Origin of the sequence: Nocardia sp. NPDC004860 (assembly GCF_040609015.1) — a bacterium.
Lineage (GTDB): Bacteria > Actinomycetota > Actinomycetes > Mycobacteriales > Mycobacteriaceae > Nocardia.
In genome coordinates this window covers 192,575-214,621 of record NZ_JBEXJI010000002.1, presented here as the reverse complement: position 1 = coordinate 214,621, position 22,047 = coordinate 192,575, and the positions used below count along the sequence as shown (strand labels likewise).

At 68.5% G+C, this 22,047-nt stretch carries 20 protein-coding genes and 1 pseudogene; 11 read left to right on the top strand and 10 right to left on the bottom strand.

What is annotated here, in order from left to right:
- Positions 1-29 precede the first annotated feature (29 nt).
- Both ABZV44_RS04940 and ABZV44_RS04935 read right to left on the bottom strand, forming a co-directional pair.
- The gene (locus ABZV44_RS04940) at positions 30-1,403 is read right to left on the bottom strand and encodes a hypothetical protein (RefSeq protein WP_354832151.1); all 1,374 of its coding nucleotides are present in this window, start codon (positions 1,401-1,403) and stop codon (positions 30-32) included.
- A gap of 278 nt (positions 1,404-1,681) precedes the next feature.
- Positions 1,682-1,900: a hypothetical protein gene (locus ABZV44_RS04935; protein WP_354832149.1), complete on the bottom strand. Its 219-nt coding sequence runs from the start codon at positions 1,898-1,900 to the stop codon at positions 1,682-1,684.
- 499 nt (positions 1,901-2,399) lie between these two features.
- On the opposite strand from ABZV44_RS04935, the gene helR reads away from it, so the two are divergent.
- From helR to ABZV44_RS04905, 6 genes are all read left to right on the top strand, one after another.
- Positions 2,400-4,598, top strand: coding sequence for an RNA polymerase recycling motor ATPase HelR (gene helR / locus ABZV44_RS04930; protein WP_354832148.1), 2,199 nt, complete (start codon positions 2,400-2,402; stop codon positions 4,596-4,598).
- 198 nt (positions 4,599-4,796) lie between these two features.
- Positions 4,797-5,036 carry a DUF6374 family protein gene (locus ABZV44_RS04925; RefSeq protein WP_354832146.1) on the top strand — a complete coding sequence of 80 codons (240 nt, stop codon included), beginning with the start codon at positions 4,797-4,799 and terminating at the stop codon, positions 5,034-5,036.
- 107 nt (positions 5,037-5,143) lie between these two features.
- Positions 5,144-5,629, top strand: a complete 486-nt coding sequence (locus ABZV44_RS04920) for a YbaK/EbsC family protein (RefSeq protein WP_354832144.1) — start codon at positions 5,144-5,146, stop codon at positions 5,627-5,629.
- Between the two features lie 292 nt (positions 5,630-5,921).
- A complete protein-coding gene (locus tag ABZV44_RS04915; RefSeq protein WP_354832142.1) occupies positions 5,922-6,281 on the top strand; it encodes a hypothetical protein in 360 nt (119 codons plus the stop codon).
- Positions 6,282-6,478: 197 nt separating this feature from the next.
- Positions 6,479-6,991: a hypothetical protein gene (locus ABZV44_RS04910; protein WP_354832140.1), complete on the top strand. Its 513-nt coding sequence runs from the start codon at positions 6,479-6,481 to the stop codon at positions 6,989-6,991.
- 98 nt (positions 6,992-7,089) lie between these two features.
- Positions 7,090-7,416 (top strand): DUF3467 domain-containing protein, encoded by a 327-nt coding sequence (locus ABZV44_RS04905; RefSeq protein WP_354832138.1) that lies wholly within the window; start codon positions 7,090-7,092, stop codon positions 7,414-7,416.
- A 419-nt stretch (positions 7,417-7,835) separates the two neighbouring features.
- Here ABZV44_RS04905 and glnA read toward each other — a convergent pair whose 3' ends face one another.
- Positions 7,836-9,272, bottom strand: a complete 1,437-nt coding sequence (gene glnA / locus ABZV44_RS04900) for a type I glutamate--ammonia ligase (RefSeq protein ID WP_354832136.1) — start codon at positions 9,270-9,272, stop codon at positions 7,836-7,838.
- Between the two features lie 299 nt (positions 9,273-9,571).
- On the opposite strand from glnA, the pseudogene ABZV44_RS04895 reads away from it, so the two are divergent.
- The 3 genes and pseudogenes from ABZV44_RS04895 to ABZV44_RS04885 all read left to right on the top strand — a co-directional run.
- Positions 9,572-9,991: pseudogene (locus tag ABZV44_RS04895) on the top strand (long-chain fatty acid--CoA ligase); the annotation flags it as partial.
- Positions 9,992-10,001: 10 nt separating this feature from the next.
- The gene (locus ABZV44_RS04890; RefSeq protein ID WP_354832134.1) at positions 10,002-11,213 is read left to right on the top strand and encodes a helix-turn-helix domain-containing protein; all 1,212 of its coding nucleotides are present in this window, start codon (positions 10,002-10,004) and stop codon (positions 11,211-11,213) included.
- Positions 11,214-11,441: 228 nt separating this feature from the next.
- A complete protein-coding gene (locus ABZV44_RS04885) occupies positions 11,442-13,502 on the top strand; it encodes a CocE/NonD family hydrolase (RefSeq protein WP_354832132.1) in 2,061 nt (686 codons plus the stop codon).
- Positions 13,503-13,602: 100 nt separating this feature from the next.
- Here the strand turns inward: ABZV44_RS04885 and ABZV44_RS04880 are convergent, their stop codons facing one another.
- A complete protein-coding gene (locus ABZV44_RS04880) occupies positions 13,603-15,144 on the bottom strand; it encodes a glycosyltransferase family 39 protein (RefSeq protein ID WP_354833102.1) in 1,542 nt (513 codons plus the stop codon).
- 154 nt (positions 15,145-15,298) lie between these two features.
- On the opposite strand from ABZV44_RS04880, the gene ABZV44_RS04875 reads away from it, so the two are divergent.
- A complete protein-coding gene (locus ABZV44_RS04875; RefSeq protein ID WP_354832130.1) occupies positions 15,299-15,802 on the top strand; it encodes a nitroreductase family deazaflavin-dependent oxidoreductase in 504 nt (167 codons plus the stop codon).
- A 61-nt stretch (positions 15,803-15,863) separates the two neighbouring features.
- Here ABZV44_RS04875 and ABZV44_RS04870 read toward each other — a convergent pair whose 3' ends face one another.
- Positions 15,864-16,244, bottom strand: a complete 381-nt coding sequence (locus tag ABZV44_RS04870; protein WP_354832128.1) for a nitroreductase family deazaflavin-dependent oxidoreductase — start codon at positions 16,242-16,244, stop codon at positions 15,864-15,866.
- Between the two features lie 131 nt (positions 16,245-16,375).
- On the opposite strand from ABZV44_RS04870, the gene ABZV44_RS04865 reads away from it, so the two are divergent.
- Positions 16,376-16,894, top strand: a complete 519-nt coding sequence (locus ABZV44_RS04865) for an NUDIX domain-containing protein (protein ID WP_354832126.1) — start codon at positions 16,376-16,378, stop codon at positions 16,892-16,894.
- Positions 16,895-17,247: 353 nt separating this feature from the next.
- On the opposite strand, the gene ABZV44_RS04860 is transcribed toward ABZV44_RS04865, so the two are convergent.
- Genes ABZV44_RS04860 through ABZV44_RS04840 form a run of 5 tightly spaced genes read right to left on the bottom strand, consistent with a single transcriptional unit; the run spans position 17,248 to position 22,042 of the window.
- Entirely contained in the window at positions 17,248-18,393 is a 1,146-nt protein-coding gene (locus ABZV44_RS04860) for an ABC transporter substrate-binding protein (protein ID WP_354832124.1), read from the bottom strand.
- Positions 18,390-19,163, bottom strand: coding sequence for an ABC transporter permease subunit (locus ABZV44_RS04855; protein ID WP_354832122.1), 774 nt, complete (start codon positions 19,161-19,163; stop codon positions 18,390-18,392). Before ABZV44_RS04855 ends, ABZV44_RS04860 begins: the two co-directional genes overlap by 4 nt.
- Positions 19,160-20,017 carry an ABC transporter ATP-binding protein gene (locus tag ABZV44_RS04850; protein ID WP_354832120.1) on the bottom strand — a complete coding sequence of 286 codons (858 nt, stop codon included), beginning with the start codon at positions 20,015-20,017 and terminating at the stop codon, positions 19,160-19,162. The genes ABZV44_RS04855 and ABZV44_RS04850 overlap by 4 nt, the downstream gene beginning before the upstream one ends.
- A gap of 37 nt (positions 20,018-20,054) precedes the next feature.
- Positions 20,055-21,008, bottom strand: a complete 954-nt coding sequence (locus ABZV44_RS04845; protein WP_354832118.1) for an ABC transporter permease subunit — start codon at positions 21,006-21,008, stop codon at positions 20,055-20,057.
- Positions 21,005-22,042, bottom strand: a complete 1,038-nt coding sequence (locus tag ABZV44_RS04840) for a TIGR03842 family LLM class F420-dependent oxidoreductase (protein WP_354832116.1) — start codon at positions 22,040-22,042, stop codon at positions 21,005-21,007. Before ABZV44_RS04840 ends, ABZV44_RS04845 begins: the two co-directional genes overlap by 4 nt.
- Positions 22,043-22,047: the final 5 nt, after the last annotated feature.

The window sequence follows — 22,047 nt, the reverse complement described above, 5'->3', positions numbered from 1 at the left end:
CGGCGACCGGGCCACCGCTCACCGGCACATCAGACCCAGTCGACGACCCAGCGGTAGGGGCGCATCCAGTACAGGCCGCCCTCGGGAACGGGCGCGCCCCAGCGCTGTTCGGCCTGGGTGAGCTGCCAGCGGTATTCGGGAGCGGGCTCGCCGCCGTGGATCTCGTAGAGGTGACGCCGCCAGGTGTTGATCATGGCGGGGACGGCCTGCTGGTCGTTCTCGTAGGCCCACTCCACGTTTCGCATCATGAGGCTGTCCACGGCGTGGTTGGCGGCATTGGGGTCGCCGCTGCTCAGCGAGTGCAGGAAGGCCGCGACCAGGTTGTAGGCGATGGCGTCGTGGACCGAGGTCTGGCCGTTCTCCAGCGACCAGATGCCCAGGTAGGTCGGCCCCTGCTCGTCGATCCACACCGCGTGCGCCTCGCCGACCCGGTTGTCGAAGATGAGCGCGGTGAGCAGGCCCAGCGTGGACTTGCCCATGATGAGCGGATCGGGACTGCCGCTGGAGAGGGCGTCGTCGATGAGCGCCCGGTAGGCGGCCGCGGCGATGCCGGGCCGGTTGGCGTCCATGAGGGCGTCGGCGGTCTCGCCGCCGGCGAGCTGCGCGGCCGGCGGCTGGGACTGACCGGAGACCGCCTGCGGCGCGCCGTCGCCGACCTGCAGGAACTGGGTCTGCATGGCGTCGGGGGTAATCGGATCCGACAGCGGCACACCGTTGCCCAGCGGGTCGTCCAGATCCAGGTTGACGGCAAGGGGTTCCTGCAGGCTGGGCGCGGTTTGCAGGTATTCCAGTGCCACCCGGGCGAATTCGTTGTCCTGACTCTCCAGCCATTCGCGCCCGGCGCGCAGGGTATCGACGAGATGGCCGCCGACGCCCTGTTCGATGGCGGCGCACAGCGCGTAGTAGCCGTAGCCGCGGTAGTCGTCGTGGCCGACGCCCTCGGTGATCAGCAGCTGCGCATATCTGCCTGCCAGATCGTGTCTTTCGATATCGCCGAGCAGCGTGCACGCGGTCATGGCGGCCATCAGCACCTCGGCGTGTTCGCCGTGGGCGCGCCGCAGGTCGATACAGCGGTCGGCCATGACGACGGCGCTGTCGGGCAGGCTCTGCTGGGTGGCGGCCTCGACGGCCATCGAGTACATGGTGGCCAGCGTGGCGGGCGGGATGTCGGCCGGGTAGCGGGCCGGGCCGTGTTCGGCCAGGCGCAGGGCCTGCGCGTAATCGCCCGCGGCGAAGGCCGATCGGAAGCGGTAGGAGACGATCCAGCCGTACTCCTTGGGATCGGGCGCCGCGTCGAGCCCGTCGTCGAACGCCGACAAACGGGCCAGCGCCTCGTCGGCCCGGCCGCTGTCCAGCATGCCGCTCGCCTCGTTCATCACCTCGACGAACGCATTTCGATCCATGGCCTACTCGCCTTCCCGCATATGTCAGCCCCGGATCGTATGACCGTGCCACCACAGTGCGTGGCCAGTGAGGTCAAGGTCATAGTCCGACTCCACCCCACATGACCACGCGTTGTCATTCGCGTGGCACGTTGTGTCACAACGATATTCCCGCACCCCGACGCGAACCCGCCTCCCTGCGGGCCATTCTCGCGTCGCGGCCGATCCGTCCTGACCCACAATCTAACGACAACACGCCAACCCGCCCCGCAACCGCGCTCGGCGCGTCGAGGCTCACCTCACAGGGAGACGATTCGCACCGCATCACCGCACAGAGTGTGCATATCCTGCGGATCCGAGGTCATGACGATCACGGGTGGCGGCTGCCGCACTGCCATTTCGGCCACGGCGGCGTCGATGGCGTATTTGTGACCATGCAGCCCCGCCCCGAGCAATAACTCGGATGCCCCGCGGGCGCAGGCGTCGTCGACCGCCTCTACGCGAATGATGGACAGCAACCCGGACAATCGCGACCCGGTCAGTCTTTCGATGCGCAGCTTCGATGATCGTCAGGGCGCTGTTCACCATCTCCATCCGACGCCCACGCGCCCCTGCGACCAGGGCGGCCATCGCCGGATCGTCGGACAGCAGGCCCGACAGCCCCTCGCCGTCGAGCGCAACCGTGCCCCGCAGCGAACGCTGCGACCGCGCCGCCTTCACCTCCTGGGTGCGCTCATCGCGCTCGGGGACACCCGCCCGCAGCTGGAGGCGCACCTCGGTTCCGCGCATCCTGACCCTGGCCTCGGGCGGACAGCGCCCTGCCGCGGCCTGGGAAAACCCAATGCGGCGTAGAGGAATGGGGAGGGAGGAAGAGGAAGGAATGGAAAGGATCGTCGTCCTTTCCCCTTCAACCATATAACACAGTGGGGGACTTGCGGCAAGGCCCCGGTATTGGCGCACAATCGCTGGCCGAGGGCTGCAACCTGCGCGAATGGGCGCGCGGGCGGGCAGCGGGGAATGGCCAGGCGGGAAGGTGTGGTGCTGGTGTCGGACCAGGGGTACGAGAAGGAACTGCTCGCGGAGCAGGAGTATGTGACCGGGCTGTACGCGCGGCTGGACGCCGAGCGGGCCCGGGTGAAAGGCCGCTACGGCGAGACGCTGCGCTCGCGCGGCACCACCCTGGTGGAGCGGGATGCGGAGGTGCGGGCGCTGGGCAAGGAGGTCAAGCGCCTCGAGGTGGCCGACAACGGGCTGTGTTTCGGGCGGCTGGACAGCGTGACCGGCGAGCACTCGTATATCGGGCGCCTCGGGATCTTCGACGAGGCGAACGAATTCGAACCGCTGCTGCTGGATTGGCGGGCGCCGGCGTCGCAGGCGTTCTATATCGCGACCGCCGCGAGCCCGGAGAACATGCGGCGTCGTCGCCAATTCCACACGCGCGGGCGGCTGGTGGCCGATTTCACCGACGAGGTGTTCGGCCATCCCGGTGACGGCGAGCGCGGTGACGCGGCCCTGCTGGCAGCGGTGAACGCGCCGCGCGGCGAGGGTATGCGCGACATCGTGGCCACCATTCAGGCCGAGCAGGACCGGATCATCCGGCTCGATCACCCGGGTGTGCTGGTGATCGAGGGCGGGCCGGGCACCGGCAAGACCGTGGTGGCGCTGCACCGGGTCGCGTATCTGCTGTACACCCAGCGTGCGCAGATGGAACGCAACGGCGTGCTGGTGGTGGGCCCGAACACGGCCTTCCTCAGGCACATCGGGCGGGTGCTGCCGTCGCTGGGCGAGACGAACGTGGTGTTCACCACCACCGGTGATCTCATGCCCGGGCTGAGCATCACGGCCGAGGACGGACCGGAAGCGGTGCGGCTCAAGGGTTCCCTGCGGATCCTCGACGTGCTGAAGGCCGCGATCGCCGACCGTCAGCGGGTGCCGCAGGAGCCGGTGTCGATCGAGCTGTCGGATGTGACGGTGCGCATCGGCGCGGATATCGCCGGCTGGGCGCGGCAGGAGGCGCGCGGTAGCGGGTTGCCGCACAACCAGGCTCGCGCGACCTTCCTCGAGGTGCTCACCTGGGCGCTCACCGAGCGGGCCATCAAGCGGATCGGCGAGGGCTGGCTGACCCGCGACGACCGTGAGGCCTGGGAGAACATGCGCACCGATCTGCGCACCGAACTCGCCGAGCACAACGAATTCACGGCGCTGATGGACGAGCTGTGGCCCACGCTGACACCGGAAACGTTGCTGGCGGAACTGTTTTCGTCCACCGACCGGCTGCGCGCGGCCGGCGCCGACGAGACGCTGTGGCGCGCGGACGGTGCGGCGTGGACGGTGTCCGATGTCCCGCTGCTCGACGAACTGGTCGATCTGCTGGGCCGTGACACCTCCGCAGCGGACGCGGCGGCCGAACGGGAACGGAAGGCCCAGGCCGCGTACGCCGAAGGCGTGCTCGACCTGCTGGTCGGCCGCGCCGACCACATGGACGACGAGGATCACCTGTTCGCCACCGACCTGCTCTACGGCGACGACCTGGCCGAGCGCTTCCTGGAACGCGACACCCGGGAACTCGCCGAACGTGCTGCCGCGGACCGGGATTGGACCTACCGGCACATCGTGGTCGACGAGGCGCAGGAGCTGTCGGCAATGGACTGGCGGGTGCTGATGCGCCGCTGCCCGAGCCATTCCTTCACCGTGGTGGGCGATCTCGCGCAGCGCCGGTCCGCGGCGGGCGCGACCTCCTGGGACGCCATGCTGGAACCGTACGTTCCCGGCCGCTGGGCCTACCGCTCGCTCACGGTGAACTACCGCACCCCGGCGGAGATCATGGCCGTGGCCGCCGCCGTCCTGACCGGCTTCGCGCCCGAGGTCACGCCGCCGGAGTCGGTGCGCTCCTGCGGCGTGCAGCCGTGGGCGCGACAGCTCACCCTCGGCGAGATGCCTTCGGCCATCGAGGAATTCACCCGTGACGAGGCGGTCCGCGAGGGCACCAGCATTGTGATCGGCCCGCCCGGCATGCCGGGCACGGTCCCCGCCTCCGAAACCAAGGGCCTCGAATTCGACGCGGTCCTGGTGGTCGAGCCCGAGCACATCCTCGCCGACGGCCCCCGCGGCGCGGCCGAACTCTACGTCGCCCTCACCCGCGCCACCCAGCGCCTGGGCGTCCTGCACGAGGGCCCGCTCCCACCGGCCCTCGCCGGCCTCTACACGTCGAAGTAGGGCCCGGCCTCCACACTGGGCGTTCGCGGTAGTTGGTAGATAGCGGTATCTGCTGTCTACCTGCATGGACGGTGGCGGCCCCGAGCCCAGCTCGGTGCCGCCTCCCGCAGCTGTGCCGGATCGAAAGGCGATCAGCGCACCTGTCGGACCACTCGCCTACTATCGAAAGTTTGTTCGACTCGAGGTAGCCTTGTGATCATGCCGGAACTGCCTCGCCTGGAATGGGCACGCATGAATCTCGATCAGGTGCGTGCCCAGCTGCTCGCCGCGGCCTCCCGCGGGCCGTTCCTCACGCCCGAGCAGCTGGAGAATGCGGCGGGCAAGATCGAAGAGGGTTTGCGGGTCTACGAGGAGGAGACCGGCCACGCGGCACCCGAGCCTCGGCCGGACAGCCCGCGGCCGATCTGTTCGAACCCTCGCCGCTACCGGAGCCGTTGAGCAGGACCAGGCCCTCGTCCCGGCGCGAGAAATTCACGATGACCTATGCTGAAATCCCAGGTCCGCTGGGGTTAATGGTGGTGCCAACCAGTCATTGGAGGTCCGTCATGTCCATATCGCTAACCGTGCAGCAGTGCCTGACGGATGCGGGCGCCGAGTACGAACTCGTACCGCATCCGCATAGCCACAACAGCTCAGAAACCGCCGAAACCGCCCATATCCCGGGCGACCGCCTCGCAAAGACGGTCCTCCTGGAAGACGAGCAAGGCTACGTCGCCGCCGTGCTGCCATCCACCTACCACCTACGACTCGCGAAGCTCTGGTCGCAAACGGGTCGACGGCTGGTGCTCGCCAAGGAATCGAACTTCCGCGAAACCTTCACGGACTGCGAGGTCGGCGCAATCCCGCCCATGTGCACCGCCTACGGCATGACGACGCTGATGGACGAGAGTCTCACCACGCAGCCGGATATCTACTTCGAGGCCGGTGATCATGAGACACTCGTCCACCTGCAGACCGACCAGTTCATGCGCCTGATGGAACAGGCCGAGAAAGCACACTTTTCCCACCGCTCGCAAACCACCCGCCACTGAGTTCCCGCAACTACTGATGCGGAAGCGCCAACCGTACGTTTGACGACGGTGGCTACAGCGCTGCCGCCACGCTGACTGGGGCCGACTCCGCACTTGCCCGTGCCGAATTGCGCGCGGGCTCGAACACCCGGAGCCTGCCCCTCTCCCTGCCTGACACAGGCGGCTGCCGCAGATCATGAATGATGCCGCGCACGCGGGCCCGCCGGCGCGAAATCAACACTCGCGCAAGATATCTCCGCCGATGGGCGAGCAGAAGCCCTGATGTGGCCACTACCGAACAGATCTGGGCGGTGTGCGATGCACCGCGGCGTTGGAGGCGCTGGCCGACGACGCCGTGCTGGCCGCCTCCGACGTCCTCGACCCCAAGCTGGCCCCGGTCGAGACCCTGAGCACGCAGTTCCGCGCCCAGGTGCAGCGCACCCCCGACGCGGTTTCCGGCCCCGCTGCGGGTGGCTGCGCTGCTGGGCGTGTTCGCGGGGCCGCGGATGCCGGCGGTGCCGATGGCCGATGCCGATTTCGCACCTTGGGGGCGATTCACCCGGAGCGGCAGTGGCCCGATGAGCCGCCGAAGTCGGCGACCAGCGAGACACCGATCCCGATTCCGCGTGAGCCGACTCTGTTGTCAGGCGCCGAAAGAGCGGTAGCCGCATGAGTACACGGTCGCGAACGGGGAGGGCAAGACCGCTCCGCCGTGGCATGTCGAACTGTGTTTCGTCGGCTTTGCGTACTGGTTGCTGAAAAGTTACTACCGCGCGGTGATGTATTGGGCAGAATGGCACCGGTCACACGAGTTCTTCCCGCAACAACCTCAGTGTCCGAATCCACACATCGTTGAAAGGGAGCTCGAACATGGCACAGGAAAGCAGCGGTACTGCGACGGCGGAAGCTCGACGCGGGGACATCGACGTGCAGGCGGAAGTGGAATTGCTGCGGCTGCGAATGGACGAAGCCCGGCAGGAGGCACAGAACGCCCGCCAGTACGCGATGCAGGCCTCGGGTCTCGCGCGCCAGGCGCAGGCACAGGCACGGCAGGTACAGCATCAGGCCCAGCATGCGCAGCAGGACGCCAACCAGGCCAACCAGCAGGCGCAGCAGGCCCGCCAGCAGGCGATCCTGGCCACCAACCAGGCCCAGCAGGCCCAGAGCGAGGCCGACCGGGCTCAGAGCCAGGCCCAGCAGGCCCAGGGCGAGGCCAATCAATCCCAGCAACGGGCCAGCACCGCCCAGGACCAGGCCGACCAGGCCAGCCAGTTGGCGCAGCAGGCCGAGGACCAGGCCAACCGGGCACAGGACCGCGCCGGTCAGTGGGAGATACAGCTCCAGCAGATCCGCCAGCAGGCCCGCCTCCAGCAGGGCCGCTGACCCGGCGAGGATGACGCAGTGACCACAGTTCTGGCGGCCGGCCACACCGGGCACCCGGTGTGGCCGGTTCGCCGGCCCTGCTACCAAGGAGGTTCGCGGTGAGCGGACCGGTTCCGCCGCCCGCGGACGAATCCGATGTCGACGTCGAGGTCATCGTGCCGGAGACCGTCAGTGCCGGGGTGTACGCCAACGGGTTCACCTGCTGGTACAACCGCACCGACTTCACCCTCGATTGCCTTGTCTACCTGCCCACCGAACCGGGCGCTGTCACCCCGGCCGGTCAGCCCATGATGCGACAACCGGTGCAGGTCACCTCCCGGGTGAAGTTCCCACCCGCGCTGATCTTCCGGCTCATGCAAACCCTCAACGACAGCATGAGCAACTACGAACGCCAATTCGGCCCGATCACCCACCTCGGCGAATAACCTGCCCACGGAGAAACGCATGCAGACCCCGAAATCGAGCCCCATCACCATCATCGCCGGCCCAGCTGACCGTCCCGTCGTCTGCGACCCCGCCGTACGGTATCGACCCCAGATAATCGCGGGCCGCCACTACCTCGTCGCCGCCGCCCCGCAACGACAACCCGAACCCTCCTGAATATGACGGACAGAGGGTTGTGTGCGAGCTTGCGACATTATCGGCGTCTCCCACCCATCACGCGCAGTTACGGCTGTCTCGTTACTGCCGGGCAAGGAGACAAGCGCAGTTGCCCAAGGAGGCATGCAGGAAACGCAGCGGCGGTGGCCATCATTCACTGATGGCCACCGCCGCTTCGTTTCCGACCACTGCGGATCGACTGCGCACCGAACCCGGGAATCAGTTGTGTTCGCGCAGTTCAGGTTTACACGTCGAAGTAGAGCTCGAACTCGTACGGGTGGGGCCGGACGTTGATCTCGGCGATCTCGGAGTCGCGCTTGAGGCGGATCCAGGTGTCGATCAGGTCGTCGGTGAAAACCCCGCCCTGCGTGAGGTAGTCGTGGTCGGCCTCGAGCCGGTCGATGACCTGTTCGAGGCTGCCGGGGGTCTGGGTGACCTCGGCGCTCTCCTCGGGGGTGAGATCGTAGAGGTCCTTGTCGACCGGCAGGGCGGGCTCGATCTTGTTGGTGATGCCGTCGAGCCCGGCCATCATCATGGCGGCGAAGGACAGGTACGGGTTGCCGGAGGAGTCGGGGCAGCGGAATTCGAGGCGCTTGGCGCCGGCACTGGTGCCGGTCACCGGAATGCGCACGGCGGCGGAGCGATTGCGCTGGCTGTAGACCAGGTTCACCGGCGCCTCGAATCCGGGCACCAGGCGCTTGTAGGAGTTCACCGTCGGGTTGGTGAAGGCCAGCAGGGACGGCGCGTGGTGCAGCAGGCCGCCGATGTAGTGGCGGGCCAGATCCGACAGGCCCGCGTAGCCGGCCTCGTCGTAGAACAGCGGCGAGCCGTCCTTCCACAGGGATTGGTGCACGTGCATGCCGGATCCGTTGTCGCCGAACAGCGGTTTGGGCATGAAGGTGACGGTCTTGCCCGACTCCCAGGCGGTGTTCTTGACGATGTACTTGTAGAGCATCAGGTCGTCGGCGGCGGCGAGCAGGGTGTTGAACCGGTAGTTGATCTCCGCCTGCCCGGCGGTGCCGACCTCGTGATGCCCCTTCTCCAATTCGAATCCGGCGTGCTGCAGATGGGTGCACATGCGGTCGCGCAGGTCCACGTCCGCGTCATACGGAGCGACCGGGAAGTAGCCGCCCTTGGGCCGGACCTTGTAGCCGCGGTTGGGGGTGCCGTCGGGGTTCGTGCGCCGGCCGGTGTTCCAGTCGGCCGACGACGAATCCACCTCGTAGAAGGCCCCGTTCATGGAAGTGTCGTAACGCACCGAATCGAAGATGTAGAACTCGGCCTCGGGCCCGAAGTAGGCGGTGTCGGCGATACCGGTGGAGCGCAGGTATTCCTCGGCCTTGCGGGCCACATTGCGGGGATCGCGGCTGTAGGCGGCACGGGTGTGCGGGTCGTGGACGAAGCAGCTGATATTGAGGGTCTTGGCGGCGCGGAACGAATCCGGTTGCGCGGTGCGCAGATCCGGTAGGAGCAGCATGTCGGACTCGTGGATGGCCTGGAAGCCGCGCACCGACGAACCGTCGAAGGCGATGCCGTTCTCGACCAGATCCGCGCCGAACATGCTCGCCGGGATCGAGAAATGCTGCTGGATGCCCGGGACGTCGCAGAATCGGATGTCGACGTATTCGACTTCCTCGACGTCGATGTAGCTCTGGACTCCGTTGATGGTAGGGGTGATCACCGCTCGCTCCTCGTGGCCGCGCACGCCTACCCGATCGGACGGCCCGGTCGGGGTCCGGCGGTCCTGCTCGTGCTAACACGATACGTCGCAGGCATCCGGGGACGGACGCGAATGAGACTGCGTTACAAGAGCACTACCGGCTCCCCGAGACTTCAGCGCACCGCGGAGAGCCGTCGAACGGCCTGTCACTGTGCACAAATCCGCCCCCGCAGATCTTCGCTCACCGGGGTGCGTCCGACGGTGTTCCTGCGCGTGCCCCGGGTGTGGGTGAAAGTCAAAGCGGCGCTGGAGGAACGGGTCGTAAGAAGGAACTCATCATCAACGCGGCCGGCAAGAACATGTCGCCGACCAATATCGAGAACACGGTCACCGAGAACACCCCGCTCGCGGGCACGGTGGTGGCCATCGGCGAGGGCCGCGCCTACAACACCGCGCTCATCTGCCTGGACCCCGAGCTGGCCGCCACCTTCGCCGAACGCCATCAGCTGGCCGATCGGAGCCTGCCGGCCCTGGCCGCGCACCCGCAGGTGCTGAAATCCCTGCGAGAGGGCATCGACGCGGCGAACAGCAAGCTCTCGCGAGTCGAGCAGATCAAGAAGTTCGCGGTGCTGCCCGAGGTGTGGGCTCCTGGCAGTGATCACCTCACGGCTACCGGGAAACTCAGACGCAAACCGATAGCTACCACGTACGCCGCTACTATCGACTCGCTGTACTGGTAGTAGGAGAGTGATGCAGGCGCGATTGCGGGACCGAACGCTCGAGGAGCTGTACCGGCGTGCGGTCGTGGCGCGCACGGAGGTACCGGCCGCGATGCCGCGCTACCGCACCCTGCCCGAACCCCTGGTGGCCGGCGGTTTCGAACGCGGCATCAGCCTGAATGTGGACCTGTTCTTCGAGTTCATGCGCTCCGGCCGCGCGCCCTCGCCGGAGGACACCCAGGAGGTCGTGCAGATCGCGCTGAGCCGGGTCCGCGACGGCGAATCCCTCGAAGACGTCCTGGGCCGCTACAGCATGGGCGCGGAGTACCTGTGGTCTCGCCTGAAGGACACCGCCTCCGAGCCGGAGCGGGAACTGCTCGAGGACGCCGCGGTGTCGCTGCTGCGATACATCACCCTGCTCACCACCCGCATCGCCGCCGCGTGCGTGCAGCGCGCGCACGATCCGCGCTGGGAGTTGCTGGAACGCCGCCGCGCCATCGCGGACGCGCTGCTCGCCGGCCGCGACCCCATCGAGTGGGCGGACGAACCGGCCATCACGGTGCCGGATGCGTTCCTGGTCGCGGCGTTCCGGCTGGGCACGACCCGCAGCGCCGACACCGGCGAGCTGCGGCATCGCATCGAGTCCATTCCGGGTGTGTTCCTGCGGCTGGACAGCGGTGGCTGGACCGCGCTGCTGCCGCTGCAACCCGGCGACGACGGCACCGCCACTCTGACCGCGCTGACCAGCCGGCTGCCCGGTCCCGCGCGGCCCACACCCCAGCCCGAGGCGCCGCTGTCCCGGATGGGCCCGCCCGCACCGTTCTGGGTGGGCGTCGCCACCGCCGCGTCGCACGCGGAGGTCCCCGCGGTCTTCGCCGAGGCGCGCCTGCTGGCCGAGCTCGGCCGCTGCCTGGACCGGCCCCAGCCGGTCTGCCGCCGCCCGGACCTCATGTTCGAATACACCGTTGCCGCAGGTGGTTCCGCCCGCGCGGGGCTGGCCGCCGTGCTCGCGCCGCTGGATTCCCAGCCGCTGCTGGCAGAGACCCTGGAGGTCTTCGTGGACACCGGCTTCAATCAGCTGGCCACCGCCCGGCTGCTCACCATCCACCGCAATACCGTCACCTACCGGCTGGCCCGGGTACACGAACTGACGGGCCTGGACCCGCACCGCCCGACCGACGCCATGACACTGTCGGCCGCCCGCATCGCCCGTCGGCTCGAAATCGCCTGCTTCGCACCGTAATCCGCTCCCGAACCGGCCCGCGACGCATCCTCGTTGCGAGCCTTCATGATTCACCGGCCCCCGCCGCTTGGACTTGTGCACAATGGCCTGCGCCACAGTCTTGGCGATTGCCGGTAGCGGCGCGCGGGCGCTGTGCGGTCTGCTGAACTCCGACGATGAGGTCGTGCGGGGCGCCGGAGATCCGGCGAACCCGGCCGCGCCCTCCCGACCATCCGCAGAGGTAGATCGTTGAGTAGCTCCTTCCGGCCGCGCCGCTGCCGTCTGGCCCCGTGGGCCGTGGCCGGTTTCTCGGTGCTGGCCATGACCGTCACGTCCACCACCCCCGCCGGGGCCGCGCCGGTGTTCGGGCCGGTGCCCGACGCGCCCGTGAACTTCGGACTCCCGACCGGCTATCAGCCGACTCCCGATCGGTATGGAGTGGGTTATCAACTGGGACAGGTCGTTCCGCTCTCCGATGGCACCCAGCTGCAGGCCGAGGTGCGCTATCCGGCCGATCCGGCGACCGGGCAGCGGGCGGCGGGCGAGTTCCCGGTCATCGTCAACTTCACCACCTACGGCGCGGTGACCAGCGCGCTCACCGCCGCCATCACCGGCGTCATCGACGATCTGCACATCCAGCTCCCCGACCAGCTGAAGGACGCCCGCCGCATCATCAATCAGGCCACCTCCATGCAGGACATGCTGGTGCGGCACGGCTATATCGAGGTGACCGCGGACGTGCGCGGCACCGGCGGTTCGACGGGCGCGTGGAGTCCGGCCTCCGAGCAGGACGGCAAGGACGGCGCGGAACTGGTGGACTGGGCCGCGCGGCTGCCCGGCTCCAATGGCAAGGTCGGCATGTACGGCTATTCGTTCCCGGGCCTGTCGGCCATGCGGACCGCCGAAACCGTCGGCCCCGGTTCGCCATTGCGGGCGATCGTGCCGTTCGCGGTGCCCAACAACATCTTCGACGAGGTGCTCGACCACGACGGCATGATGAGCCCGCTGCTGCTCACGGTCATCTCGCTGATGGTCCCCTACCTCAGCCTGATCGGGCCGTTCCTGACCGCCGCGGTCTCACCCCAGATGTTCCTCGAGTCCCTCGGCGATCACCTGCTGGCGCTGGTCGGCCCGGACACCAGCACCGTGAAGCTGCTGTTCGACGCCTACACCGGCGGCTCCACCGCTTACGACAACTCCTGGTGGCAGGACCGGCGTTTCGAGACCGGCCTGCACAACCTCGTCGACAACGGCATCGCCATGTACCAGGTGGACGGCTGGTGGGATCTGTATCAGGAAGGCGCGGTGCGCAATTACGCGCAGCTGCAGAACCTGGCGGCCGGCCGCGACCAGTTCGCGCCCATGGCTCCCGGCCAGCGGGCCGACGGGCGCTACCAATTGCTCATGGGCCCTTGGTATCACGTCGGCCTGGGGCTGGGCCCGGGCTCGCGCATGGACACCGATCGGATCACCCTGGCCTGGTTCGACCGGTGGCTCTACGACATTCACAATGGCGTCGACGAGACCGGCACCCCGCTGCACGTCATCGACGCCGGCAACAATGCCGCCGACACCGCGCGCTATCCGTTCGAGCAGGCGGCCGTCCGGCAGCGCTATTTCGACGGTGACCGTCTCGTCGCGGACCAGCCGACGGCTGCCGACGCCTCCGATCGCCTGAATTACACCGGCATCGACAACATCTGCAATCGCGAGTCGCTGGGCCAGTACACGGCGGGCCTGCTCGATTTCGTGTTCCGGATCTTCACCGTCTCCGACCCGTGCACCGAATGGGTGCAGAATCCGACGGCGGGCCTGCGCTACACCATGGACGCGGTGACCGAGCCGACCGTGCTGGCCGGGCCGTCGAGCGTCACCCTGTACGCCTCCTCCACCGGCACCGACGCGGCCTTCCAGGTGTGGCTCGACGATGTCGCGCCGGACGGGACGGCCGTGAACATTACGGGCGGTTCACAATTGGCCAGCCAGCGCACCCTCGACGACGGCAAGACCTGGACGACCGCCGACGGCACCGTCTACGCGCCCGAGCACACCGTGCTGAAGGAGAACGAGCAGCTGCTCACGCCGGGCGACGTGGTGAAGATGGAGGTCAAGATCCGGCCCGCCTTCCACCGGCTCGAGCCCGGCCACGCGCTGCGGCTGCGGATCAGCAGCGGCACGTTCCCCTCGACGATCCCCAATCCGGCGGATCTGGGCCGGCTGCTGGGCACCTCGCAGCAGATCCAGAAGAACGCGGTGTATCCGTCGGCGCTGGTGGTTCCACTCGGACCGGCGGACTCGTTCACGCACTGAGCCGGACAGCCGACCGCGCCGCTACCGGAATTGGCGGCCGCGGTGGAGCGCTTGCAGCTCGGTGAGGGGCCCGCGCCCACGGTCGTCCCGCTGCGCGCCGCTACAGGTGCATCCAGTTCGGCCACACCTGTGACCACGGCTGCTTCGGGCCCGAGCACTTCCAGATGGTGACGTCCTGGGTATTGCCCTTGAAGCCCAGCCTGGTGTCCACCTTGCCGACGGGTTCGACGTGCCCGAACTGGCTGCGCAGCGCCGCCTCGGAATTGCCGACGGCCAGCACCGCGGTGGCATCGTCGGGCGCGCCGAAGTAGCCGAAGCCGCGACTGGGGCTGTACAGCGGCGGTAGCCGGTCGCGGCCGAGCTCGTCGAGCGCGCTCGCCTGCCAGTAGGTGTCGGTGATGATGACCGCGTGCGCGCGCTCGGCCGGGGTGAGCGCCCGGTAGGCGCGGGTCACCTCGTCGGTGAGTTCGTGCCACCCGAAGGAGCCGTACACGCCGATACTGATGGCGGCCTCGGCGTCGTCACGGGGCGGATGCACCTGATCGGCGGGCCGCCACGGGGTCGAGTACAGCGTGAAAACCGTTGCGCCCAGCGCCAATACGGCCACACACACGGCGATCGCCCGGCGCCACACCGAGCCGATCCGCTCGGCCGTGCCGACCACGCCGACCGCGCCCGCCGCGATCAGCACCGCGTACATGCCCGCCGCGTAGTAGATCCGCCCGCCGGTGATCAGGAACGCCGCGTACAACAGCAGCAGGGTGACACCCAGAAACCGGTAGGGCCGCAGCACATCCCAGCGCAGCAGCACCCACAGTCCCCACAACAGCAGCAGGGCGCCCAGATATCCCGCCAGGCTCACCGACATCGGCACGAACAGCAGCCGCCCGCCCAGGATCCCCTGCTCGGATCCGATCACCCCGCCCATCTTCAGCTGCGGCCAGGAGTGCCGGGCCTGCCAGATCAGCTCGGGCACCGTGGCGGCCACCACGATCGCCCCGCCCACCCACAGCAGCGGCCGCCGCGCCAGCTCGCGCGGCCCGCACAGCAGGCTGCTCGCCACGACCGCGATCCAGAAGAACGGGATCAGCCACTTCACCTGCATATCCAGCGCGGTGACCAGGGCGGCGGCCAGCAGCAGCCGGTCGTCGCGGGTCCGCACCCAGCGCACCACCAGCCAGGTGATGATCACCCACAGCGCGGTGTCGAGGGCATTGGTGGTGAGCATGGTCCCCTGCAACAGCAGGAACGGCGAGCTGGCGTACCCGATCGCAGCGAGCAGCTGCGCCCACCGGCCGCCATCGAATTCCCGCGCGAGCATGGCGCAGAGCACGATCGCGGTCACCGTCAACGCGACCGACGGCAGCCGCAGCACGAAGAACGATCCGGGCGCGAGGCTGTCCATCAGCCACGCCAGCAGTGGCAGCACCGGCCCCTGATCGGCGTACCCGAACCCCGGCCGCCGGCCCGCGGCCAGGAAGTACAGCTCGTCCCCGAAATACCCGTACCGGCTCGCCGACAACAGCAGCACCACTGCCGCCGGCACCGCGACAGCCGCGACGGTCCACCACGCCATGGGCGGGCGTTCCTCGGCCTTGGCGTGCCGTCCGGCACCGAGCGGCCGAGCTGGGCGATTCATCACATCGGTCAACGCGCACTCCTCGCCGGCGGGTCCATGATGCGAACACTCCGGAATCTACAGCTTATTTCCAGCAAATTCCGGACACGGCGACACGAGATCTATACTCGATGCCGGTGTGACTGCCGCACAACGCGTTTCAGCGAAGGAGGACGGCATGACCGACCGAACCCCCGAGACCAACCCCTACGGGACCCCGACCACCACCGGGCCGGAGCCGATCCGGTCCTATCAGAACCTGCTCAATACCTTCATTCGCGGCCTGCTGCGGGTGCCGGTGCTGTCCGCCCGGGTCGGCCAGCGGCTGTGCGTGCTGCACGTGGTCGGCCGCAAATCGGGCAGGCACTACCACGTGCCCGTCGCCTATACCCGCCACGACGGCGACATCCTGGTCGGCACCGCCAAGCGTCCGTGGGTCAGCAATATCCGCAAGGGAGTGCCCATCGAGGTGTCCTTCGGCGGGCCCAGGCACACCGCCGACGCCGAGGTGGTCACCGATGCCGAATCGGTGGTGCGGCTGTCGGAGGCCATCGCCCGCGACAACAAGCAGTGGGCCAAGTTCAACGGCATGGGCGTCGATGCGGCGGGCAACCCCAACCTCGCCGATGCCTACCAGAGCTGGCAGCAGGGTTGTGTGATCGTCCGGCTCACGGTGCGCTGATCTCCTGGCCCACTACGCGCCGAGCCCCCGACTCACTGGGCGCTGAGCCGCCCGCCGGGCGTCAGTCGGCGCGCCGGGCCTGGACGTAGTCCTCGGCGTTCAGGCCCACCAGCACCTGACGCACCAGCGGCGGGGCCCACGAGGCGGAGGCGTCGTGGCCGACCACCGGATCGGTGAGGGTCACCGTGTGCCCGCGGGTCTCGAACTCGAAGGTCCCCGCCGCCCGAATGTTCTTCAGCCAGTCCACGTCCCGCCCGTAGGTCAGGGCGATGCGGTAGCCGCCGTCGCGCTCGAAGACCATGACCGGGGACCGGTAGACACGCCCGGACCGACGACCGCGGTGGATCACGACCCCGAAGAACGGCACCACCCGGGCCCCGACCCCCAGTACCGGGTTGCTGACCCGCCGATTGATCCTCGCGAGTACCTGCGGCAGCGGCATGATCTCGTCCTCCCTGACGAAAACGGTTGCGCCCCTGAGGCTACGCCGGGAGCCGGGAGCCCGCGCGGCATCGCTACTGTGCACAGCAGGGCGCCGGGTCCCGCGGCGCGGCAGGAAGGAGAGCCCGGTCCATGCCGGAGATGATCGCGGTGTACGACGCCGCCGGTCGTGAGATCGGCGCGCAGGAGCGCGCGGTGGTGTATGCGGAGGGCCTGTGGCACGCCAGTGCGGGCGTGCTGGTCCGCTCGGGCGACGGGTCGAAGGTATACGTGCACAAGCGGACCGATACCAAGGCCGTTTTCGCCGGCATGCACGACTGCCTGGCGGGCGGGGTGCTGGATCCGGGCGAGGAACCGGCCGCGGCGGCGGTCCGGGAGCTGGGTGAGGAACTGGGCATCGAACTGGGCCCGCACGACGATCGGCCGCTGCCACTGGCGAGCGCGTCCTGGGACGGCGAGTGGGCGGGGCGGCCGATGCGGTGCCACCTGTTCGCCTACGAGCTGCGCTACGACGGGCCGATCCGGCATCAGCCGGAGGAGATCGCGGACGGCTGGTGGTGGTCCGACGAGGAGCTGCGGTCGCATCTGGAGAACCCGGCATGGCCGTTCGTGCCCGACACCCGGGTGCTCATCCCGGACCTGCTGCGCTGAGCCGACCAACGCCGACGGCCCACCGAATCCCGCGCGATTCGATGGGCCGTCGTGCTACTGCGGTTTCAGGCGGTCGGCGTGGTGCCGCCGGCACTGCCGCTGAACAGACCCTGGATGGTCTTGATCAGAACCGAAGCCAGGAAATCCGAAGCGGATCCGGACACGGGGTACTCCTCATCTTTCAAATGACATGTCGGGCATGTGAATCATGCACGGTTCACATTCGAGGGGAAGCCATTTCCCGGGGAAACATTTCCCCGACCCGACGAGAGCTACACGGTAGAACGCGTTCCACCAGGGTTTATATCGGTTTGATAAAATTGTGACTTACATCACACAATGGCCGGAACGCGCTACTTCCCGCCCTCGGCGAGGGTGACCGGCTGTGCGACGTAGGAACTCCCGGTGACATCGACGCCCTGCGACTTCAACTGGTCGAGGGCCTTCGTGACGTACTCGACGCTGTACGCGACGGCGTCGGGATCCTTGGTGAGGACGGTCTTGCCCTCCTGGTTGCGGGTGGTCTTCGCGATCGAGACGGTGCGGTCCCACGCCGCCTGGTCGATCATCCCGATTCCGCTCGGAGACGGCCAGATCAGCTTGTTCACCTCGGCGATCTGCCACTGCTGATGACTGGCGCCCAGAGTCGACCCGGCGGCCACGGTCAGATCGCGGCATTTGTCCACGTTGTCGCGGCAGAAGGCCCAGCCCTTCAGCGAGGCGGCGATGAACTTCACCGTCTGATCGGCGTACTTGGCGTCCTTCAGCTTGTCGGTGTTGGCCCAGATGGCGTCCTGGAGCATGGCCACACCCTGATCGTTCCAGTCGATGGTGGCGAAATCGTCTGCCGTGTACAGCTTTCCGGTAGCGGGGTTCTTCACCTCGAGCAGCTGCGCGTACTCGTTGTAGGACATGGCCTGGGCGGCGTCGATGTCGTGAGCGAGGAAGGCGTTCATGTCGAACTGCTGCTGAACCAGGGTGACGTCCCTGGCGGGGTCCAGGCCCGCCTTGGTCATGCCGGCGAAGAGTTCGAATTCGTTGCCGTAGCCCCAGTTTCCGACCTTCTTGCCCTTCAGGTCGGCGGGACCGTTGATGCCCGCGCTCTTGAACGACACCTGCTTGGTGCCCGAACGCTGGAAGATCTGGGCGACATCGGTGATGCCCGCACCGGCCTCCCGGGAGGCCAGGGCCTTGGGCACCCAGGCGATCGCGTAGTCGGCCTGTCCCTGGGCCAGGACGGTCTGGGGCACGATATCGGTTCCGCCGTCGAGGATCTGGACGTCGAGGCCCTGCTCCTTGTAGTAGCCCTGGGCCTGCGCGGCCAGATAGCCCGCGAACTGGCCCTGTTTGAACCATTGCAGTTGCAGCTTGACCTTGGTGAGCCCATCGGCGGTGGTCGGGGAATTGTCGGTGGTGCCGCATCCGGACAGTGCGGCCACCGCCAGGGTGGCGGCGGCCAGCACGGCCCGGATGCGGAATCTGCGGGTGGCACTTCTCATTTCGATCTCCCAGGGATGGTGCGGGGTCTGCGGGTGAGCTGTTCGAGCAGCAGCACGGCGGCCAGGAACACCAGGCCGAGGATCATGGCGGCCACCACGTAGGCCCAGGCGCGCGGATAGGCGGTATTGGCCGCCGCGGAGGTGATACGGCTGCCCAAACCGTGCTGCAGACCGCCGAAGTATTCGGCGATGATCGCCGCGATCACCGCACCGGGCGCCGCGATGCGCAGACCCGTGAACAGGTGCGGCAGCGCGGCGGGCAGGCGCACGGTGCGGGTGACCTGCCAGCCGGTGGCGGCGTAGGCGGTCATGAGGTCTTCGTGCACCCGCGGGACCTGACGCAATCCCCGTGTGGTGCTGACGAAGACGGGAAAGAACACGACGATGGTGGCCACCAGCCGGCGCGGCAGGTCGGTGGTGGTGGAGTACATGGAGTTCAGCAGCGGAGCCAGCGCCACGATGGGCACCGCCGCCGCGCCGGCCGCCAGCGCGCCGAGCACCCCGTCGACCACCCGGAAGCGCACGGCCACCGTGGCGGCGGCCATGCCGAGCACCGCACCGGCGAGCAGGCCGGCCAGCGCGTTCTTCCCGGTGGCCAGGGCGGCCTCCAGGATGGCGTGGTGATTGTCGGCGAACGCCTGTCCGATGGCGCTGGGCGCGGGCAGCAGGAACGACGGGACGCCCGCCGCGACGGTGAGCACCTGCCACAGCACCAGCAGGGCGACGCCGAAAAGCACTGGCGGCAACCAGGATCGGAGCACGCGGGTCATCGCATGTCCCGTCCGGCGGCGCTTTTCGGCGTGCCTGCGCCGCCGTGCCCCTCATGCAGGGCGGCGCGGACCGCGGCCACAGCGGTGAAGAATTCCTCGCTGGACCGGACCTCGTCGTCGCTGTGGCGGTCCCGGCCGCCGGTGGCCAGCACCTCGGTGATGCGCCCGGGACGCGGGGTCATGACCACCACGCGGTCGGAGAGGAAGACCGCCTCCGGGATCGAGTGCGTGACGAAAACCACTGCGGCGCCGGTCTCTTCGGCGATGCGCAGCAGTTCGCCCTGCATGCGCTCGCGGGTCATCTCGTCGAGCGCGCCGAACGGCTCGTCCATCAGCAGCAGCGGTGGTTTGCGTGCCAGCGCGCGGGCGATGGCGACGCGCTGCTGCATGCCGCCGGACAGTTCGGCCGGGAAGCGCCGCGCGAATTCGGTCAGGCCGGTGATCTCGAGCAGTTCGGCACTGCGGGCGCGCCTTTCGGCCTTGCGCACCCCGTGCAGCTGCAACGGCAGTTCGATGTTCTCCTGCACGGTCCGCCAATCCAGCAGTCCGGCCTGCTGGAAGGCGATGCCGTACTCCTGATCGAGCCGGGCCCGCCTGGCCGTCTTCCCGTGCACCACAACGGTTCCCGAGCTCGGCTGTTCCAGGTCGGCCACGATGCGCAGCAGCGTCGACTTGCCGCACCCGGACGGGCCGATCAGGGAGACGAACTCACCCGCCGCGACGCGCAGGCTCACGTCCTCGAGCGCGGTCACCGCGCCGGCGGCGAATATCTTGCCGACGCCACGCAACTCGACGGCGGGTATGGCCGCGGCCACCGCCGGTTCCGGTGCGGCCGCGGATGTCTCGACGGTCACGGGGTACCTCCGAACGAACGAACGGGTAGAGCGATGGTCACCGGGCTGCTCCCGCGGTGTGGCCGGGCCGGGCATAGCGGCGCAGCAGCACCTCGGCGAGCGAGACCAATCCGGTGAGCACCACGCCCAGCAGGGCCGCCGCGATCACCGCGGCGTACAACCGCGCCGCATTGCCGGTCGACTGCTGGGAGAAGACGATGATCTGGCGGCCGATCCCGCCCGCGGTGCCGGTCGAGATCTCGGCCACCACACAGCCGATCACCGCGGCGGCGGCGCCCAGCCGCAGGGCGGGCAGGATGTGCGGCACCGCCGCGGGCAGCCGCAGATGTATCAGGGTGGCCCACCATCCCGCCGCGCAGCTGCGCAGCAGCTCCACCGAAGCCCGTGCCGGAGACTGCAATCCGCGCAGCGTGCCGATGGCGACCGGGAAGAACACCAGGTACGACGCGATCACCACGATGCTCATCCACGGCTGCCACGGCCGGCCCGCGATGACGATCTTGCCGCCCCACCCCGCCACCAGCGGGGCCAGCGCGATCAGCGGCACGGTCTGCGAGACGATCACATACGGCAGCAGCCCGCGCTCGACCCACGAGAACCGCTGCATGAGCACCGCCAGCGCGACGCCGACCACCGTGCCCAGCACCAGCGCCAGCAGCGCGAGTTCGAGCGTGAAGCCCGCCGTGCGCAGCAGGGTCGCACCGACGGTGGTCTTCCCGTCCCGCTCCCCCAGCACGGTCAGCACCGCCCAGGAATGCGGCAGCGCGCCGTCGGAGGTGCGGGGCAGGACGCGCTGGTTCCCGATGCTCACGCCATTGGCCGGAACCAGCGCCTTCACCAGCTCCCAGATCGCGATGAGCAGAGCGAAGGCCATGATCGGATACAGCAGCCGCCATCCGCGCCCGCGGCCCGCGGGGGCGGTAGGGGTGAACGAGAATTCCTGTGGCTCGGTGCTGGCCGGGGACGGTAGGTCGGTCGTCGTCACGCTCACGATCCGGTCACCGTCGCCTCGATCGGATGTGCCAGGCGCGGCAGGACGGATTCGCCGTAGGCCTCGAGGGTGGAGGTCTTGGCGTCGTGTTGCAGGTAGACCGCGAACTGGTCGACGCCCAGGGCCTCGAGTTGGCGCAGCCGGGTCAGGTGCTCGTCCGGGGTGCCGAGAATGCAGAAGCGGTCCACGATGTCGTCGGGAACGAACTCGGCGTGCACATTTCCCGCCCGGCCGTGCACGTTGTAGTCGTAACCGCGCCGCCCGGCGATGTAGTCGGTCAGCGCCTTGGGCACCTGGGAGTCGGAACCGTAGCGGGCGACGATGTCCGCGACGTGGTTGCCGACCATGCCGCCGAACCAACGGCATTGCTCCCGTGCGTGTTTCAGCGATCCGACGGTGCCGTCGGTGATGTAGGCGGGTGCGGCCACGCAGATGGTCACCGCCCCCGGGTCCCGGCCCGCGCGTTCGGCGGCGGCCCGGACGCGGGCGATGGTCCAGGCGGTGATGTCCGGGTCGGCGAGCTGGAGAATGAACCCGTCGGCCACCTCGCCGGTGAGATCCAGGGCGCGCGGACCGTATCCGGCGACCCACACCGGCAGCCGGGAGTCCCGCGCCCACGGGAAGCGAACGGTGGTGTCGCCGATGTGCGCGCTGCGGCCGTTGCCCAATTCCCTGATGACCTCGATGGATTCGCGCAGGGTCGCCAGGGTGGCGGGCCGCCCGCCCAGGGTGCGGACGGCCGAATCGCCGCGGCCGATACCGCAGATGGTGCGGTTGCCGAACATGTCGTTGAGGGTGGCGAAGGTGGAGGCGGTGACGGTCCAGTCACGAGTGGACGGGTTGGTCACCATCGGGCCCACCATGATCTTGCGGGTCGCGGCGAGAATCTGGCTGTAGATGACGTAGGGCTCCTGCCACAGCAGGTGCGAATCGAAGGTCCACACGTGCGAGAACCCGTGTGTCTCCGCGATTCTCGCCAGTTCCACCACCCGTGACGCGGGCGGCGTGCACTGCAGCACCACACCGATGTCCATGCGGC